Below are 17,824 nucleotides of genomic sequence, written 5' to 3'. Positions count from 1 at the left end.
GGCCGAGCATCCGGGCGAAGGGGGAAAAAATCCATGTTAGGCATCAGCACCACCACCACTCTTATGAAGCCATCTCTTCATAAAATCCTCGAGCACTTTCGCACCATCAGCTACAAGCGACTGATCACGCGGACTGACCATCACTTTGGAGCCATGGAATAGGTTGCAACGAACTTGGTAGATAGCCAGAAAAAGTTGATCGATATGTTTTTCTTTGAATTCGACATGCTTAATATAGTCTTTTATTTTGCCGGAATTAACGGCTTTGACGGGCTTTTTATAGAATTCGGACTTATCATCCAATATGGCAAAAGGGGTGTCGTCAATATAGTACGGAGCAATTTTTTCAATGGAAAACCTTTGAATTGTTTTCCATTCATCCTCATCTCTCTCTTTTCCACTCCGATTCTGAACGGTATGGCGTGTCGAAGCATATAAGTAGTTAAACGCAATAAAATAAGAAACGAACCTAAACACAGACTCCTTTTCCTTGCATCCTTTTTTGTACCACTCCTCAACAAAATTAATCATCGTCAGCACTCCCAAAATTCCAAGCCACAGGTTTGACTAACGTATCGATAAAATCTTGTTCATCTTTGGTTATATCATATTTTGCATACAGTTTTTCGTCAGTCCAAACTTGGTTGAAATCTTGAATAGGAACATAGCTATATATTTTTTGAGTTATATGTTGTGTGCTTTTTAATAGCATTAGCATAAAGCGAAAAAACTGTGTTTTCATATATAATGCAACATTATTAGCTGTTTTTTCCGTGTTAAACATACCTATCACTAAATATGTCTCAGAGCAAGCCGTACGGGGGACACCGATTATCGGTTGAGACAAGACTAAGTGAGGATAATCATCGCTACCTGGACTTGCATATGGTTCAAAGACCTTAAATCCATCAACCCAAGAATGATTTTTTTCAATGTCCGAATCGGATACATACCCATTTTCTCCAAATCTATATAGCAGGATATCTTTATCCGCAGTTCTAACAGGTGAAAAACCATCGTAATTTGTCGCAAGCCCGAATGGCTTTCTTGCCGACACAAAACTGTCCATAGTCTTCTCGTTAAAAGCACGAACCTTATGTAGGATGCTAATGGCTCGGTTATAGCGAATAAAAACTTCAGCAGAAGGCTCAAGCAAAGGTCTAGTACTTTCGTCAAGTACTTTGCCGCCTTTATAATTGGTTATATGGCAATCACCTTTCGAATCACGGCTCCATAGGAAATAGCAAATCCCGCCTCTAATATTCACACCAGGAAAGCAATCAGATGTTTCAGGGAAATCATGTATTTCAATTAAGTGTTGATCGGTAAGCATTTCATTTCTGAACTCATCAAGGCCTTTCCCTCCAGTATACCAACGCGCAGGAACAATCATTGACAAGTAACGAGGCTTAAGTTTTTTTGCTTGCTGTATGAACTTATGGTACAAAGGGCTTGCACTTTTTTGCGCTCCCCCATCGCTCAACTGATATGGCGGGTTGCCGATAATCACATCAAACTTCATATTAAAGATCCTCTCCGGGTGTGTTGTGTGAATAAACTCATAAGCGTGCGTTTCAAGGCTCTCGTTACGGTCATATTCGCTTTGGTTTGCACCGCAAAATACGCATTTACTGTTCCGCCATATGTGTTTTATTTTCTTGAACTGAATGTTCCCCTCTGGATTATCAAAATGCGTAACGCTGTACTTTCCGTTCGGATACTTGGAGCAATAAACACTCCGGCGCGACAGCAGCGAGGTTATCTCGGTGATGGCAATCCCGAAAAGCTGTTTATGGAAGATGTGGTCAATTCTCGCTTGCCGGTCAGGAATTTGCTTTGCAAGCCCCACAAGCAGGCGCTTGGCGATTTCACGCAGGAATACGCCGGATTTACACGCCGGATCGAGGAACGTGGCGGAAGGGTCGCTGAAAAGCTCCTGAGGAAGCATGTCCAGCATTTGATTGACAATTTCCGGCGGTGTGAACACTTCATCGTTGCTTAGATTCGCAAGGCAGGAAAGCACATCGGGATTATATATATTCGTATAAACGTCAGCCATTTTCCTGCACTCTCCTATAATGTATTGGGGCGAATTCGCGTATCGGTTTCAGAACGGTCGCCCCTGTTGCATCTTTTTCGTAACTGCCGGACGCTCCAAACAGGTCAAGCTGCAGATTTGGCGTTTGGTCAGCCAGCATCTGGGCAAGTTCAAAATCGCGGCGTTTCAGTAAGGAACCGTTCACGGCAGACCACTCTGCAAAAATGATCGGCGTGCCATTGGCCTGCTCCATTGTCAGGGCATCCCCGCAGAGAATGTTTTTCTTTAGGATAAAACGGACAGCCTCGCGGCATTCGTCATTGGCGTCCGTCTTACACTGCTTTGTGTATTCGGCGTTCCATATATCAAAAAGGCGGTCACGGCATTCCTGCGCATTGTCTGGCAGGATGTCCACACCATAGATGCTTGTAACGGCAATCACGGCGTAACGCTCATAATCGGCGGTATTTTTCCCATATCGCGATTTCACAACGGCGAGCTTGCGCCGCAGTATTTCGGCGAGGAAATTTCCATTGCCGCAGGCAGGCTCCAAAAAGCGAGAATCAATGCGTTCCGTCTCCTGTTTCACAAGGTCAAGCATGGCGTTTACCTCGCGCTCGGCTGTGAATACTTCTCCGTGATCGGCAACACGCTGCTTGGATTTGGTCTGTTTCATAGCTTTCTTATCGCTCACATGGCTCCTCCTAATTTTAGCATTCAGGCGCGTTCCAGCATGGAGATCGTTTTTTCTGAAACGCTTTTTTCTTTGCAGTAGTCGGCAATCCGCATCATGGCAAGACGGCTCGGTTTCGAGCGATTATTCTCCCAGCGGTTCAGCGTAGTAAAGCTTACATTTAAATCACGGGCAAGCTGCTCTTGTGAAATATTTAATTCTTTTCGTATTGATTTCAATATTTCGTCGATGGTCATTTATTGCCACCTCCACTTCGCATATTATAGCGCATGCTATAGCGTATTTCAATCGTAAATTGATATAAATGTAGTATTTTGGGCCATGCTCTTGGGCTTTTATGGGACAACATTTATTCTGAATTCGACATTCATAAACATATAAAAACTACAGTTTTAGGGGGAATTGTCAGTTTGGAATACGGATGTATCCTCACGCTTGAAGACTTGCAAGCCTATCTTTCCGGCGCTTCCATCGCCGCCTTCGACTTTGAGACCGCGCCGGACGACGCATACCGAAGCGACGACCGCGCCGCGCTGGACGCGCACAAGTCGCATATCGCCGGCATCAGCTTTTCGGTGGCCGAGGGCGACGCCGTCTACCTGCCGCTGGCGCACCGCATTGGGGAGAACGCCGCCGATCAGGATGCTATCTGGGGCTGGCTGAAGCCGAACTTTTTCATGAATTCCGCCGTCACCAAAATCGCCCACAACCTGGCTTTCGAGAGCGCGTTCCTGTACGCCAAGGGAATTGTGGTTCAGGAACCCTGCTACGACACCATTGCGGCGGCGCAGCTGGTGTATAAAAACGAGAAGGAATTCCGCTCTCTCGGCGACTGCGGGCTGAAAACGCTGGTGCCGGAATACTTCGGCGAACAGCTGCCGTCCTATACCGAGACGGTCAGCGGCCTGCACTTCGACGAGCTCGACCCGCAGGCCGAGCGCACCGTCCGTTATGCTCGCTCGGACTCGGATTACGCCCTGCGGCTGTACCATCTGTTCAACAACTGGTTCGACCGGTTCCTGCCGAAGCACCGGTTTATCACGGAAAAAATCGAATCTCCCACCGCCGTCTATGTCGGACTGATGCGGTATAACGGGCTTCCCATCGACCGCCCGCTGATGGAGCAGAAAGGCGCGGAAGCCGAAAAGAAGCTGGCCGACCTGCGCCGGGACATCGCGTTCATCATCGGTGACGTTTCCATCGGCGCGAACGCCAGCACCGCCGCTTTCAAGAAGTACCTGTTCGACCGCCTGAAACTGCCGAAAGTGAAGCAGACGGAAAAGGAGCGGGACGCTCTGGACGATGAAGCCCTGATTCTGCTGAAAGAGTATTGTGAGAAGAACCGTCCGGAACTGGTGCGCCTGTTCGAACTGGTGCAGGAGTACCGCCGCTGGGGGAAAATCAAGTCCACTTACATAGACGGATATCTCAAATATGTGAATACGGCCACCGGACGCATCCATCCCGACCTGCTGCCGCTGGCCACCGAGACCGGGCGCTTCGCCTCGAAAAATCCGAACTGCCAGAACATGCCGAGGGCGGGCGCGGACGATATCGGCGTGCGCAATTTCATCACCGCGCCGGAGGGCAAACTCCTGCTGTCGCTGGACTTCTCGCAGATTGAGCTGCGCGTGGGCGCGTTCTACTGCAAGGATGAAAAAATGTTGGAAACCTACCGGTCCGGCGGGGATATCCACGCCCAGACCACCTCGGTCATTTACAAGATTCCGCTGGAGCAGGCCAAAGACAAAAACGCGCCGGAATACAAGGAGCGGCGCACCATCGCCAAGAACTGCAACTTCGGCACCTTTTTCGGCCTTTATCCGAAAGGCCTGCAGAAAACACTGAAATTCAAGGCTGGGCTGGATGTTTCACTCGACGAATGCGACCGGATCATTCGCAGCCTGAAGTCCGGATATCCGCGCCTTTCCCGCTGGCAGGAGGAGACGAAACGCCGGGCCGAGTTCCGCAAATACACCGAAACATGGCTCGGGCGGCGGCGCTCCCTGCCCGGCATCACGTCCACCAACTGGAACGTAAAATCTTTCGCCCAGCGCGTGGCCATGAACACGCCGATACAGGGCACGGCGGCGGACATTCTCAAACTCGCTCTCGGACGGATTGTCCGGGGCCTGCCCGAGCGTTCCTGGCTTTGTCCATTGCTTCAAATTCACGATGAACTGGTCTTTGAGCTGCCCGAAAATCAGCTGAAAGAGGCCGTACTTTTCATCAAAACCTGTATGGAAACACAGCCTTTCGAGGCCTTTTCGGTGCCGATTGTGGCGGATGCCGCCGCCGGAAAGCGCTTCGGCGAGCTGCGGGAACTGGAGGGATGCCTGTGAGCGAATATTCCCTGCGCGGCGTCAATATCCCGCCGGAGGAATTTCTGCGCCCGTTTTTCGACCCAAAAGAAAAAGTCTGCCTGCGCGTGTTCAGCGACAAGCCCGACAGCGCGTTTTCGGGACAGAAGCTGGAGACGGTGCTGGAGGATTTCACCGATCTTGCCGATACGCTCAAGGCACACAATGGGCAGGGGCGCGGCATCTATTTTGTCATCAACTACGGCGGGCACGAGGATTCGGATATCACCCGCATCAACGCCCAGTTCATGGAGTGCGACAATATCCCGCTGGAAGAACAGCTGGAGAAGATACGGGCTTTTCCGCTGGAGCCGTCGCTGATCGTCAAGACGCGAAAATCGCTCCACTGCTACTGGCTGATGAAGAATGCCAAAGTCGACCGCTTCCGTCCCATTCAAAAGAGGCTCATCGCATATTTCGGCGCTGACCCGGCTTGCGTGAACGAAAGCCGGGTTTTCCGTCTGCCGGGATATTTTCACTGCAAGGAAGAGCCCGTCCTCGTGGAATGCGTCAAGTTCAATCCGGAGCTGCGCTATACGCAGCGGCAGCTCGAGGCCGTTCTTCCGGAGATTCCCGATGAAAGCCCGGTTCCATCCACTCCGTCCCCCGTCAGGGAGCGCGGCACCCAGAAAGGGTTGGTGCTGGTGGGCCGGCGCTGCGCGTTTATCCAGCACTGCAAACGCAACGCCAAAACCCTGCCTGAGCCGGATTGGTACGCCATGATCTCCAACCTGGCGGTTTTCGAGGGCGGCGAGGCTGTGATCCACAAGCTGTCGAAGCCGTACCCGAACTATGATTTCAAGGTTACGCAGGCGAAGATCGACCATTTTTATAAATCCGGCACGAAACCCATGACCTGCCGGAAAATCGCGGAACACGGCTTCGTCTGTCCAAAAATGGAGAATGCTTCCTGTACCTGCAAATCGCCGGCGGGGCTGGCGTTCCGGCCCATGAAACTGACGGAACTCAAAAAAATCCTCGCCGGCCTGAAGTTGAGCCATGATCCTTCCACCGACCTGCGAACCGCCCAGCGCTTTATCAACGATTACCTGTATAACGCCGACGCGGGCCTCGCCGAAATTTTCCTCAAATACGACGTCCGCCAGCATTTCGGCTTCAAGCTGGATGACATTAAGCCCCTAACCGCGCTGTACCGCGACCTGTACCGCCGGTTCTCCGAAACGCGCGAAGCGCAGCGCGAGAGATCCGGCAAAGAGCTGCCGGACTGGTATGAGCAATCGGCGAAAGGCGGGCTGCGCTTTTTACCGGGCATTCTGGCAAACCACCTCGCCGAACGGTTCCACGCGTTTTACACCGCCGAGCAGTATTATTTTTATAACGGCGGCGTCTACACGTCCCAGGGCGACAAAGACGCGAAAGCAGCGGTGCGCACCTACTTGATTCCGCGCGACGCCACCATGAATCAGATCAACGACGCCGAAGGCCAGTGGCAGCTGATCATCCGCAAGCCCATTCGGGAGATCAACCCGAACCCGTACATCATCAACACGCAGAACGGCCTGTATAACGTGCTCGACGACACCTTCCGCCCGCACGATCCGCAGTATTACTCGACCGTGCAGATCAAGGCGAAATACGACCCGGAGGCCGAATGCCCGCGCTTCATGGCGTTTCTGCGCGGCATCCTCGAGGAACCGGAAATCGAGCTGCTGCGGGAGATCTTCGGGTATTTCCTCGTCCCAATCACGAAGGCGCAGAAGTCCTTCATGCTGGTGGGGCTGGCGAACGTGGGGAAATCCACGATTCTGCAGGTGGTGCAGGACATCCTGCTGGGCGCGGAGAACGTGTCCAACATCCCGCTGCAGCACCTATCCGAACGCTTCCAGCCGGCGGAACTGTTCGGCAAGCTGGCGAATATCTACGCCGACCTTTCCAACAAAAGCATCGACGACGCCGGCATGTTCAAGGCCGTCACCGGCGAGGACTATATCACCGGAGAGCGCAAGCACAAAGACCCGTTCAGCTTCAAGCCCTACGCCCGCTTCCTCTACTCCTGCAACGACATCCCCCGCAACTACGGCGACCGCAGCGAGGCTTTCTACCGGCGGCTGATCATCATCCGCTTCTCCAAGCCGGTGCCGCCGGAGAAGCGGGACTTTCAGCTGAAGGAAAAACTGGCGGAGGAGCGCGACGGTATCCTGATGTGGTCGATCGCGGGGCTGAAGCAGCTGATCGCGCAGAACTACCAGTTCGGCGAGACCGAGCGCACTCTCGCCGAGCTCAAGCAGTACAAGATCGAAAACAACAGCGTGCTGGCGTATGTGGAGGACTGCTGCACCGTCGCGGCGGGCGCGGCCTGCTTCCGGCAGGAGTTGTACGACAGCTATAAAGACTATTGCGAGGATGGAAACCTGAAAGCGGTCTCCCAACGGCGGTTCAACAGCGAGGTGTCCGGCTTGCCCGGCGTGGCCACTGCCGACGAGCCTGTGACCCGCCGCCGTATCTTTCGCGGTATTAAACTCATATAAGAGGATGCAACGGTTCTGCGCGTTGTCCCGAGCGGGTTCCGGCTACCGGTTATCGGCATTGGAGCGGATGGAGCTGGTTTTTCTCACCTATTGCGTTACGCGAAGCCAAAAAGAGGTTTAGAGTGATTCCTTAACAATAAGAAAAAATATATGGGCTTCCGCTCACTTGTGCCCTCCCGCTCATAAGCTGTCCTATATTTTCAATCGGAGGTGCCTTTATGCCCCACAAACCGAAGAAACCCTGCGCCTTCCCCGGCTGCCCGAACCTGACCGACGGCAGGTACTGCGAAGCCCACGCTTCGCAGGCGAACCGCGAGTACAACCGGTACCGCCGCGACCCCGGTTCGAACAAGGTCTACGGCAGGCGCTGGAAAACCATCCGTGCCCTGTACCTCACGAAGCATCCGCTTTGCGAACGATGCCTCAAGGCCGGGCGCACCGTCTCCGCCGAAGAAGTCCACCACATCGTTCCCGTCGCCGAAGGCGGCGGCCATGAAGAATCCAACCTGATGGCGCTCTGCAAGTCCTGCCATTCCGCAATCACCATCGCGGCTGAAAACTCCCGCCGCTGACCCCCCAGGGAGCGGTCTGATCTCTGCGACCCTGCCTTGCGGACAGCGCGGCAGGCCTTCGTACACTACACGCGCGAATTCAAAAAAATCAGAGAAGCCCTAAAACGCTGATGTTTCGGGGCTTTCTCTGTTTTGAAAAACAAGCCTGACAAACTGTTTTTTCAAAAAGCCGGCTTTTTTCAAAACGTGTACAGGCTGTTTGCGCGGAAAATCCCGGAGCTTTCCGGGAATCTGGCGGAAACAGGCGCGCCTAGCAGGGCGTCGGGAACGGACAAACCACGACAAAAACAACGGAAAAATCGGGCACATTTTGAAAAAACGCCGCATATACATGCAAAGACACTGTCTGTGCGGAAGGAGTGACGGGATGCCCAGCGGAGGAACGAGAAAAGGCGCGGGCCGCAAGCCGAAGCCGCTGGCGGAAAAGCTGGCGGCTGGGAATCCGGGCCGGCGGCCTTTGAAAAAAATCGAGTTCAGCGGCGGCACCAGTCGACCGAAGATGCCGGAATACCTCCGGCACATGGAAAAGCCCGCGCTGAATTTTATCTCCATCGAGGAGATCTTTGAGAAAACCCTTGACCACCTTGAGCCGTCCGGGTGCCTGAACCTCATCCCGGTTGAAAATATATGCGACTACGTCATGGCGAAATATTATCTCATCGACGCGCAGTATGCCCTGTCCAAAACGGCCATCGTCGGGTACAACGAAAAGCATGAGCTAACGGTCACCAGCTTCACCGAAGCGATGCTCAAGCTGCAGAAAAACGTCGCGCTGACCTGGGGCGTGATCTGGGATGTGGTGTCCCGCAACAGCGAAAAAGTGATCAGAAACCCGGAGGAAGACCTGATCGCCGCGATTATGAGCGGGCGCGTCCGCAAGAAGCGCCCAAGGGAGGAGCCGGACGATGGACGCGATGAACATACAGAAAATCCCGGCGGCGAAGCTGAATCCGGCGAAGTATAACCCCCGGAAGGATCTGCAGCCCGGCGACCCGGAATACGAAAAGCTGCTGCGCTCCGTGGAAGAATTCGGCTATGTGGAGCCGATTATCTGGAACCAGCGCACCGGGAACATCGTCGGCGGGCACCAGCGCTTTAAGGTGCTCGTCCAGCTGGGCGTTACGGAAATTGACTGCGTGGTGGTCGACCTCGACGAGCAGCGTGAAAAGGCGCTCAACGTCGCACTGAACAAAATCAGCGGCGAATTCGACGCGCCCAAGCTGACGGAGCTTCTGCAGGAATTGGAGAAAAGCGGATTCGCCGTGGAGCTGACGGGCTTCGAGGCACCGGAGCTCGATAAGCTATACCAGCAGTACAGCCGCCAGACGGGCGGCATCGTCGAAGATGACTTTGACGGCGAGGCCGAGGCCGCGAAGATCACGGAGCCGGTGACGCGAACCGACGACGTGTGGCTGCTCGGCAGGCACCGGCTGATGTGCGGGGACAGCACGGATTTGGGCGCGGTGGCGCGGCTGATGGACGCCGGGAGCCCCGGTGGCAGCGAGAAAGCCAGGATGGTTTTCACCGACCCGCCGTGGAACGTGGACTACGGCGGCGACGCGAAGCATCCCAGTTGGAAGCCCCGGCGAATTCTTAACGACAAGATGACCGGGGAGCAGTTTTACGCATTCCTGCTTGCGGCGTTCAGGGCAATGGCGTCGGTTTGCGAGCCGGGCGCGATGGTGTATGTGGTGATGTCCGCGCAGGAATGGGGCACGGTGATGACGGCGATGAAGGAGGCCGGCTTCCACTGGTCTTCCACGGTCATCTGGGCGAAAGACACGCTCGTGCTGTCGCGGAAAGATTACCACACGCAGTACGAGCCGATCTGGTACGGCTGGCTCGACGGCGAAAAGCGGCTTTGCCCGTTACAGGACCGCCAGCAGAGCGACCTGTGGCAATTCGACCGCCCGAAAAAGAGCGCGGAGCACCCGACCATGAAGCCGATCGCGCTGGCGGGGCGGGCCATCGCGAATTCCTCCCGCATCGGGGACGTGACGCTCGACCTGTTCGGTGGCTCCGGCACCACGATGCTCGCGGCGGAGCAGTCTGACCGCGTCAACTGCTCCATGGAGCTCGACCCGAAATACTGCGACGTGATCGTAAAGCGCTACATCGAATTCCACAAAAGCGACGAGGGCGTGTTTTTGCTCCGTGGCGGCGACAAAACTGCATATCATGAACTGAATTAGCGTAAAAAATGACAGCTAAGCGGTTATTGCTCAGCTGTCATTCATGCAGAACACATTATTATTTCGCGCAGTCTTTCTCCATTATGAAATTCGTCAATCTAATGTTGTGCCGTATAACTATATTTTCACTTAAAGTTTTATATCCTTGCTTCTCAAAAAATGGTTTGGCAGTGATAGATGCGTGGGTAGAAAAACGGAAAACGCCACGGAGAAAAGCCTGTTTTTCAAGTTCATTTATGATAGCGGATGCTATCCCTCTGTTTTGATAATCTTTATGTACATACAACCTGTCAAGATAACCGTTATCATCCATATCCCCGAAGCCGACAATGACACTTGCGTCTTCCGCAATAACTGTATGATGTTCCAAAAAAGATGCATTCCAGGCGGAAATAGCTATGTTTCCAGTAGCCCACGCATAAAGTTGTGGTTCTGTATAATCTTTTGAATTTACCGAATGGACCGTATCGTAAAAAAGTGCTGCCATCTCTGCACAGTCCGTTTGTTTATATTTTCTTAATTTCATTGTTCTCCTCATGAATGTAAAAAGGCTGTGTAAATTGACCTAACAGACAATTTATTATGTTTTTATTATACCATAAAAACCGCAATAGCTCGGTGTCAGAACGTTAAATTTTATTAGTAGAGCATGGTTATGCCTACCACAAAGCCTTATTAATGTCCATGATTTGTGACTTGCTATTACAGCTGAAAAGAGTGATTAATGGTACTGCCGAAAGGCGAAAATCACTTCTTCAGGAGGCATTACCATGCAGAAATTCAATTTTAACGTAACAGGAACAGACCGCAAAAGGCTGGTGGCCGCAATCAGCGAAATCCTAAACGCTCCGATGAACTACCTCGGAGCGCCCAGCTTCGCCTACGCTGTCGGCGGCTACACAGTGGACAAAAATGGAACGGTCAGCGGCGAGCGCAACGACGCCCTTTGGGACGCTCTTGCCGGGCGCGGGTTTGCAGCCGAAATAGACGCTGAAACTTCCTGCGCGGATGAACCGGTGGTCACCGAAGTGCCGGAAGCGCCCGACCGCCTCGCTATTGAAATGCCAGCGGACGGCTTCACGCCGGAAAAGCTGGAAAACCTGAAAAAGCTGGTGGAGAGCAAAGCCGCGCTCATCAAAATAGCCCTCGGCGCGGATGACCTGCCCATTGAATCGGCCGGGGACACCCTCCGCTTTCCTTGGTTCTCAAACGGCCTCGACGGTGACACGGCAAAGGCCTGCGCGCAGTTTATCGCCGCCCTGTGCAAAACGGCGAAAGAGAAAAAGCGCGTGACCGCGAAGGCGAGGGACGAATTTGAGAACCCGCGCTTCGCCATGCGGGTGTGGCTCATCGGGCTCGGCATGGTGGGCAACGATTTCAAATTGGCCCGAAAATTCCTGCTCCAGAATCTTACCGGAAATGCCGCGTGGCGGTACGGCGCGCCGGAGAAAAAGGCCGCGAGCGAGGCCGTTGGCGGCACGGACGCGGGCACGGAAATCATTGGGACGGTACCCGCCCCGGTGGTAGAGGAAGCCGCCCCCGCCGATACTGGTGCAGACAGCATCGGGGAAGCAGGTGCCGCGCATGAATAACTTTCCTTCCAAGGAAACGGTCGAACGCCTCCGGCGGGAATACCCCGCTGGGACACGGGTGGAACTGATCACGATGGATGACCCCTACAGCATGCTAAAGCCGGGTGACCGCGCCACGGTTCGCGGCGTGGACGACGCCGGGAACCTCCTCTGCAAATGGGACTGCGGCTCCACGCTGAGCCTCATCCCCGGTATTGACCGGTTCCGGATTGCCGGCGCGTTCACCAAGAAAATACGATAGCATAACTTGAAAATCTGCATTAATTTCATCGAATCAAGCATTTCATATATCCAATTCATTTTTGCCAAAGCAAGAGGATCAAAACAAATTAAAAACTTCTAATGACAGTTCATTCAATTTTGGGGCCAAAGTTAATAAAGTCTATCATCCTCAATGCTTTACGTGCTGCACTATGCGCTACAGATAATTCTTGAGATTTAAGAATTGCCAAAAGACCTTGAGAGTCCTCCATCTCTGATGCGGCTTCGCACAAAACTCGTGCCCAATAAGATCTACTACCATCGTTATTAAAAGCGTATTTATTTTCAGCTAACTTGATAAGTATTTCGCCGATAGACTTCTCTTCGCCATATACTTGCGCCAAGTCGGATTTTGCATTTTCACATAAAGCTTTATCTTTCTTCTCGTTTTTCTCACTCAGTTTTGTAAGCGCTTTTCGTTTATTGCTGGTTTCTTCATATTCACTGAGCAACTTAATGACATGCTCTTCCGTTTTAGGTAGTGCTTTCCCTTTTCTTAACGCATCAAACCAAGGTTTGAATTCTTTGAATCCTGTTCGTAACGATTGTCCACCATATTTTACGGCTCTATTTATGTAAGCTTCCATTTGTCCCCAATCAGATGTCTTCCTTACAAAGTACCAATACGGGCCTAAAGTACCGGGGTAAGATAAACTTGCAGCGACAAGAGGCCATGTGTCCGTGGCAGTAAGCAATTCATCTTCGCTCCTGGTAATTTGCAGCACATGGAACTGCAATGAAAATATTTCATAAACAGATTCAATTGGCGGCGGATCAAACTGCTTTTGATCTAACCGTCCATTGGCCGTCCCTCTATCAGCATACCAACGATCGCGTATATCTGAAAAGGATTTTTTTAGGTATTGCGGCTCAATAGGAAGTGCGTTAGGATTCCCCTTTTGTACAGTTACGGGTAAAGCATCTGCTGATTTTGCGACTTTAATAAGAGAAGCGTACTTTGAGTTCTGAAGGGTATCAAGCAAGAATGAAATATCGGTTTCTTTAGGCGATATCATCAATCTGTCAAAGGCTTGAACCCATTCTGGTTCTTCTTCTGGCAGTTCTGGGATTACAAGATAAATAGATGAAAGCATATTTGCCTTATCAATATCTGATGTAGATTTATCCATTTTCCCTATTAGGTCATCAATAATCAAATCATAACTTTTGGGCATTGCAATAATGCGAGGAACTGTTTCTGTATATGGCTTAATTCTAGAAGACTCACCTAAAAGATTTATAAAGTTGATAACGTCATTTACACAGGCGATACATACATCTCTTGATGGTCCTTTGCCCGCGTGTAATCCCCCGGCTCTAGATTTGGTGAGCAATTTAAATTTTGGAGTATATTTCAGTATCTTTGAAATATGCTCTGCTGGATTTTTAATGCCTTGTGTCAAAAAAAGCATTTTGGGGATTTGAGAAGTGATAAGAGCTCTAAAATTATCAACAATATGTGTTCCTGTTTTATAGTACCCTGAAGGGAGATGCAATGATTGCTCTCCTTGCGCTTGTACAATAATTGAACTCATAGCGAGTTCAACCGAAACACCTGCAAGCCCAACAGCAATGGCGTTTTCGGATGAAGATTCACGAAGCTCATATCTTTGTGGTAAGCCAAGCGAAGTGACAGCCATGCTGATGGAGTCTACACTAGCTTCTATTAACCGAATAGTATCTTTCTTCAAATACATCGGCATTAAGTATATCTCCTTTGCTTCATGCATTCCTATTATTTCTACAAGAGCTTGTCACTAATATGAATCATTTAAATTTCACATTTAATATTATTTTACCACAATTCGACAATCATGTCTATTTTAATTAAAAATTTTTCGCGCTTATGCTTACCAATCATGGCTGTTTTAGAAAATAGACTGCTCAAGTCGTTTATGTCCATTTCATCCTACCCACTACCCAGAAATCGCCGGCTTGTCTATCAAAATTTGTATTTTTACAGTCTGTCCGGCGTGCTAATGGGAAAAAGCGCCGCATAAAATGGAAACAGTCTGCCGGGAGCCCCGAGAAGGACTCCCATTTTTTATCCGGAGGCGGTGCGGGTGGAGGAGTTCCGAAGGCTGAAAAACTACAAACCGTCCCGCTTCAAGGCGGCGGGTTCGGTATATAAGGAGCGTTTCGCGGACGCGGCGGTGTATTTCGTCAACAACCTGCGGCACACCAAGGGGCGCTGGTATGGCGAGCCGTTCGAGCTCATCGACTGGCAGGAGCAAATCATCCGCGACCTATTCGGCATCGTCCGCAAATTTGACGAATGCCGCCAGTTCAAAACCGCGTATGTGGAGATTCCAAAAAAGCAGGGCAAATCAGAGCTTGCGGCGGCGGTCGCGCTGCTGCTCACCTGCGCCGACCTGGAGCACGGCGGCGAGATCTACGGCTGCGCGTCCGACCGCAGCCAGGCGAGCATCGTGTTCGACGTCGCCGTGGAAATGGTCGACCAGTTTCCGCAGCTGAAGCGGCTGATGAAGCTGAACCTCGGGCAAAAGCGCCTGACCTTCACGCCGCTCGACAGCTTTTACCAGGTGCTTTCCGCCGACGCGTATACCAAGCACGGCCTCAACGCCCACGGCGTGATCTTCGACGAGCTCCACGCCCAGCCGAACCGGCAGCTGTTCGACGTCATGACGAAAGGCTCCGGCGACGCGCGCGAGCAGCCGCTGCATTTTATCATCACCACCGCCGGCGTCGACCGCAACTCCATTTGCTGGGAGATGCACCAGAAAGCCGAGGACGTCCTGCGCGGCAAGCGGATCGACACGACCTTCTATCCGGTGATCTACTCCGCCGCCGACGAAGAGGACTGGACATCCGAAGAAGTGTGGCGCAGGGTAAACCCCTCCCTTGGCATCACGGTGACGATGGAAACCATGCGTCAGTCCTTTGAGGACGCGAAGCAGAACCCGGTCAACGAGAACATTTTCCGCCAGCTGCGGCTCAACCAGTGGGTAAAACAGTCCGTCCGCTGGATGAACATGGAGAAATGGGACGCCTGCTCCTTCCGGTTCGACCCGAAATCGCTGGAAAAACGCATCTGCTACGGGGGATTGGATTTGTCCAGCACCACGGATATCACCGCGTTCGTGCTGGTGTTCCCGCCAGAGGACGAAGAGGATAAATACATCATCCTGCCGTTTTTCTGGATACCGGAGGAGTCGCTCGAAACCCGCGTCAGGCGCGATCACGTTCCCTACGATCTGTGGAAAGCGCAGGGCTTCCTGCAGACCACCGAGGGCGACGTGATCCACTATTCCTTCGTGGAGCAGTTTATCGGGGAGCTCGGGAAAAAATACAACATCAAGGAAATCGCCTTTGACCGCTGGGGCGCGTGGGAGCTCACGCAGAATCTGGAGGGCATGGGCTTTACTGTCGTGCCGTTCGGGCAGGGCTTTAAGGATATGTCCCCGGCGACAAAAGAGCTGATGCGCCTGACGCTGGAACAGAAAATTGCCCACGCTGGGAACCCGCCCCTGCGCTGGATGGCGGATAACCTCTGCGTCAGCACCGACGCCGCCGGCAACATCAAGCCCAACAAGCAGAAAGCGACCGAGCGCATCGACGGCGTGGTGGCGCTCATCATGGCGCTTGACCGGGCCATCCGCAACGAGGGCGCGCTGCCCGGCAGCGTATACGACACGCACAGCCTGCTGATCTACGGAGAGGACGGGTGGCAGTGATGGGCTTTTTCTCCCGGAAAAAGAAAGAAAATCCCCAAAACAGCCTCTCCACCTCGAAAAGTTTCTTCTGGGGCAGCTCCACCTCCGGCCCCTTTGTCAACGAAAACACCGCCATGCAGAACGCGGCGGTGTACGCCTGCGTCCGGGTGATCTCCGAGGCCATCGCGAGCCTGCCGCTTCATGTGTATCGCTACGAGGAAAACGGCACCAAGCTGCTGCCAGGGCATTATCTGTATAATCTTTTGCATAACGCGCCGAACCCGGAGATGACCAGCTTCGTATTCCGGGAGACGCTTATGAGCCACCTGCTCCTGTGGGGGAACGCATATGCCCAGATCATCCGGGACGGCGGCGGGCGCGTGCTGGCGCTCTATCCTCTGCTCCCGAACAAAACGGATGTCTGGCGCGGCCCGGACGGGCAGATTTACTACACCTACTGGCGGAACGCGGACGAAAGCCGCCCCAATGGGAAAAGCGGCGGCGTCACTCTCTCCAAGGACGACGTCCTGCACATCCCCGGCCTCAGCTTTGACGGACTGGTCGGCTACTCGCCCATCGCCCTTACCAAAAACGCCGTGGGCATGGCGATCGCCACCGAGGATTACGGAGCCTCCTTTTTCGCCAACAACGCGAACCCCGGCGGTATCCTCGAGCACCCGGGGACACTCAAAAATCCCGACCAGATCCGCGCGGCGTGGGAAACGCTTTATAAGGGCGGAAGCCGGTCGCACCGCATCGCCGTGTTGGAGGAAGGGCTTAAGTTCCACGCGATTTCGGTGCCGCCGGAGGAAGCACAGTTTCTGGAAACGCGCAAATTCCAGCTGGGCGAGATCGCCCGCATTTTCCGTATCCCGCCCCACATGGTCGGCGACCTGGAAAAGTCCAGCTTTTCCAACATCGAGCAGCAGTCGATGGAATTCGTGAAATACACGCTCGACCCGTGGGTGGTGCGGTGGGAGCAGGCCATGCACCAGTCGCTGCTGCTTCCCTCCGAAAAGGCGGCACTGGTCATAAAATTCAACCTCGATGGTCTGCTGCGCGGCGATTACGCGACCCGCATGAACGGGTACGCCATCGGGCGGCAGAACGGCTGGCTGTCGGCGAACGATATCCGGCGGCTGGAAAACATGAACGAGATCCCGCCGGAGGACGGCGGCGACCTGTATCTGGTCAACGGCAACATGGTGCGGCTGTCCGACGCGGGCGCGGCATACAAGAAAAACGAGGGGGCCGGCAAATGAGGAAGTTCTGGAACTTCATTCAGAACGATGGTGAAGAACGTACCCTGTACTTGGATGGCGCAATCTCTGACGAAACGTGGTGGGGCGACGAGGTCACGCCGAAGCTGTTTAAGGACGATCTGCTTTCCGGCTCCGGCGACATCACCGTCTGGATCAACAGCCCCGGCGGCGACGTGTTCGCGGCGGCGCAGATTTACAATATGCTCAAAGAGTATCCCGGCAAGGTGACCGTCAAAATCGACGGCATCGCGGCGTCGGCGGCCTCGGTTGTGGCCATGTCAGGTGATCAGGTGCTTATGTCGCCGGTGTCCTGCATGATGATCCACAACCCCGCCACCATCGCCATCGGGGACGGCGACGAGATGCTCCGGGCCAAGGCGATGCTCGACGAGGTCAAGGAGTCCATCATCAACGCCTATGAGGCAAAATCCGGGCAGACGCGCGCCGTGATTTCACACATGATGAACGACGAAACATGGATGAACGCCAAAAAAGCGGTAGAGCTCCGCTTCGCGGACGGCATCCTGTTTTCGGAAAGCACGCCGCAGGACATATCAGACGGCCAGATTTTTTCCCGCATGGCGGTCACCGCGTCGCTCTTAAATAAAATCCCGGCAAGAAACCCCCGCGTGCCCGCCGACCAGCTGGAACGGCGGCTCAAATCAATCAAACGCTGACAGGAGGAAATGT

General features: G+C 53.2%; 16 protein-coding genes. 10 read left to right on the top strand and 6 right to left on the bottom strand.

Features of this window, described 5'->3' with window-relative positions; genetic code table 11:
- Positions 1-36 precede the first annotated feature (36 nt).
- From EQM14_RS07070 to EQM14_RS07055, 4 genes are read right to left on the bottom strand one after another with little or no spacing between them, the layout of a single operon-like run.
- On the bottom strand, positions 37-531 hold the full coding sequence (locus EQM14_RS07070; RefSeq protein WP_128742291.1) for a HEPN domain-containing protein: 495 nt from the start codon (positions 529-531) through the stop codon (positions 37-39).
- On the bottom strand, positions 524-2,059 hold the full coding sequence (locus EQM14_RS07065) for an Eco57I restriction-modification methylase domain-containing protein (protein ID WP_128742290.1): 1,536 nt from the start codon (positions 2,057-2,059) through the stop codon (positions 524-526). The genes EQM14_RS07070 and EQM14_RS07065 overlap by 8 nt, the downstream gene beginning before the upstream one ends.
- A complete protein-coding gene (locus tag EQM14_RS07060) occupies positions 2,052-2,732 on the bottom strand; it encodes a DNA methyltransferase (RefSeq protein WP_205703212.1) in 681 nt (226 codons plus the stop codon). The genes EQM14_RS07065 and EQM14_RS07060 overlap by 8 nt, the downstream gene beginning before the upstream one ends.
- A gap of 23 nt (positions 2,733-2,755) precedes the next feature.
- Positions 2,756-2,968, bottom strand: coding sequence for a helix-turn-helix domain-containing protein (locus EQM14_RS07055; protein ID WP_128742289.1), 213 nt, complete (start codon positions 2,966-2,968; stop codon positions 2,756-2,758).
- A gap of 174 nt (positions 2,969-3,142) precedes the next feature.
- On the opposite strand from EQM14_RS07055, the gene EQM14_RS07050 reads away from it, so the two are divergent.
- The 5 genes from EQM14_RS07050 (at position 3,143) to EQM14_RS07030 (ending at position 10,345) form a co-directional block, all read left to right on the top strand.
- Entirely contained in the window at positions 3,143-5,074 is a 1,932-nt protein-coding gene (locus tag EQM14_RS07050) for a bifunctional 3'-5' exonuclease/DNA polymerase (RefSeq protein WP_128742288.1), read from the top strand.
- A complete protein-coding gene (locus EQM14_RS07045; protein ID WP_243112690.1) occupies positions 5,071-7,581 on the top strand; it encodes a phage/plasmid primase, P4 family in 2,511 nt (836 codons plus the stop codon). The genes EQM14_RS07050 and EQM14_RS07045 overlap by 4 nt, the downstream gene beginning before the upstream one ends.
- 218 nt (positions 7,582-7,799) lie before the next feature.
- Positions 7,800-8,153: an HNH endonuclease gene (locus EQM14_RS07040; RefSeq protein ID WP_128742286.1), complete on the top strand. Its 354-nt coding sequence runs from the start codon at positions 7,800-7,802 to the stop codon at positions 8,151-8,153.
- A 367-nt stretch (positions 8,154-8,520) separates the two neighbouring features.
- Positions 8,521-9,117: a hypothetical protein gene (locus EQM14_RS07035; RefSeq protein WP_128742285.1), complete on the top strand. Its 597-nt coding sequence runs from the start codon at positions 8,521-8,523 to the stop codon at positions 9,115-9,117.
- Positions 9,068-10,345: a site-specific DNA-methyltransferase gene (locus tag EQM14_RS07030; RefSeq protein ID WP_128744264.1), complete on the top strand. Its 1,278-nt coding sequence runs from the start codon at positions 9,068-9,070 to the stop codon at positions 10,343-10,345. The genes EQM14_RS07035 and EQM14_RS07030 overlap by 50 nt, the downstream gene beginning before the upstream one ends.
- Before the next feature lie 58 nt (positions 10,346-10,403).
- On the opposite strand, the gene EQM14_RS07025 is transcribed toward EQM14_RS07030, so the two are convergent.
- Entirely contained in the window at positions 10,404-10,871 is a 468-nt protein-coding gene (locus tag EQM14_RS07025) for a GNAT family N-acetyltransferase (protein WP_128742284.1), read from the bottom strand.
- 244 nt (positions 10,872-11,115) lie between these two features.
- Here EQM14_RS07025 and EQM14_RS07020 point away from each other — a divergent pair, with 244 nt between their 5' ends.
- Positions 11,116-11,937: a hypothetical protein gene (locus tag EQM14_RS07020; RefSeq protein WP_205703211.1), complete on the top strand. Its 822-nt coding sequence runs from the start codon at positions 11,116-11,118 to the stop codon at positions 11,935-11,937.
- The gene (locus EQM14_RS07015; protein WP_128742283.1) at positions 11,930-12,178 is read left to right on the top strand and encodes a DUF4314 domain-containing protein; all 249 of its coding nucleotides are present in this window, start codon (positions 11,930-11,932) and stop codon (positions 12,176-12,178) included. The genes EQM14_RS07020 and EQM14_RS07015 overlap by 8 nt, the downstream gene beginning before the upstream one ends.
- 109 nt (positions 12,179-12,287) lie before the next feature.
- Here EQM14_RS07015 and EQM14_RS07010 read toward each other — a convergent pair whose 3' ends face one another.
- The gene (locus tag EQM14_RS07010) at positions 12,288-13,901 is read right to left on the bottom strand and encodes a hypothetical protein (protein WP_128742282.1); all 1,614 of its coding nucleotides are present in this window, start codon (positions 13,899-13,901) and stop codon (positions 12,288-12,290) included.
- 360 nt (positions 13,902-14,261) lie between these two features.
- On the opposite strand from EQM14_RS07010, the gene EQM14_RS07005 reads away from it, so the two are divergent.
- From EQM14_RS07005 to EQM14_RS06995, 3 genes are read left to right on the top strand one after another with little or no spacing between them, the layout of a single operon-like run.
- Positions 14,262-15,893: a terminase large subunit gene (locus EQM14_RS07005; protein WP_128742281.1), complete on the top strand. Its 1,632-nt coding sequence runs from the start codon at positions 14,262-14,264 to the stop codon at positions 15,891-15,893.
- Positions 15,893-17,134: a phage portal protein gene (locus tag EQM14_RS07000; protein ID WP_128744263.1), complete on the top strand. Its 1,242-nt coding sequence runs from the start codon at positions 15,893-15,895 to the stop codon at positions 17,132-17,134. The genes EQM14_RS07005 and EQM14_RS07000 overlap by 1 nt, the downstream gene beginning before the upstream one ends.
- Positions 17,131-17,811 (top strand): head maturation protease, ClpP-related, encoded by a 681-nt coding sequence (locus EQM14_RS06995; RefSeq protein WP_128742280.1) that lies wholly within the window; start codon positions 17,131-17,133, stop codon positions 17,809-17,811. The genes EQM14_RS07000 and EQM14_RS06995 overlap by 4 nt, the downstream gene beginning before the upstream one ends.
- Positions 17,812-17,824: the final 13 nt, after the last annotated feature.

Origin of the sequence: Caproiciproducens sp. NJN-50, from assembly GCF_004103755.1 — a bacterium.
Classification (GTDB): Bacteria; Bacillota; Clostridia; order Oscillospirales; family Acutalibacteraceae; genus Caproicibacter.
The sequence above is the reverse complement of the archived record's forward strand: the minus strand, read 5'-3'. Positions and strand labels throughout refer to the sequence as shown.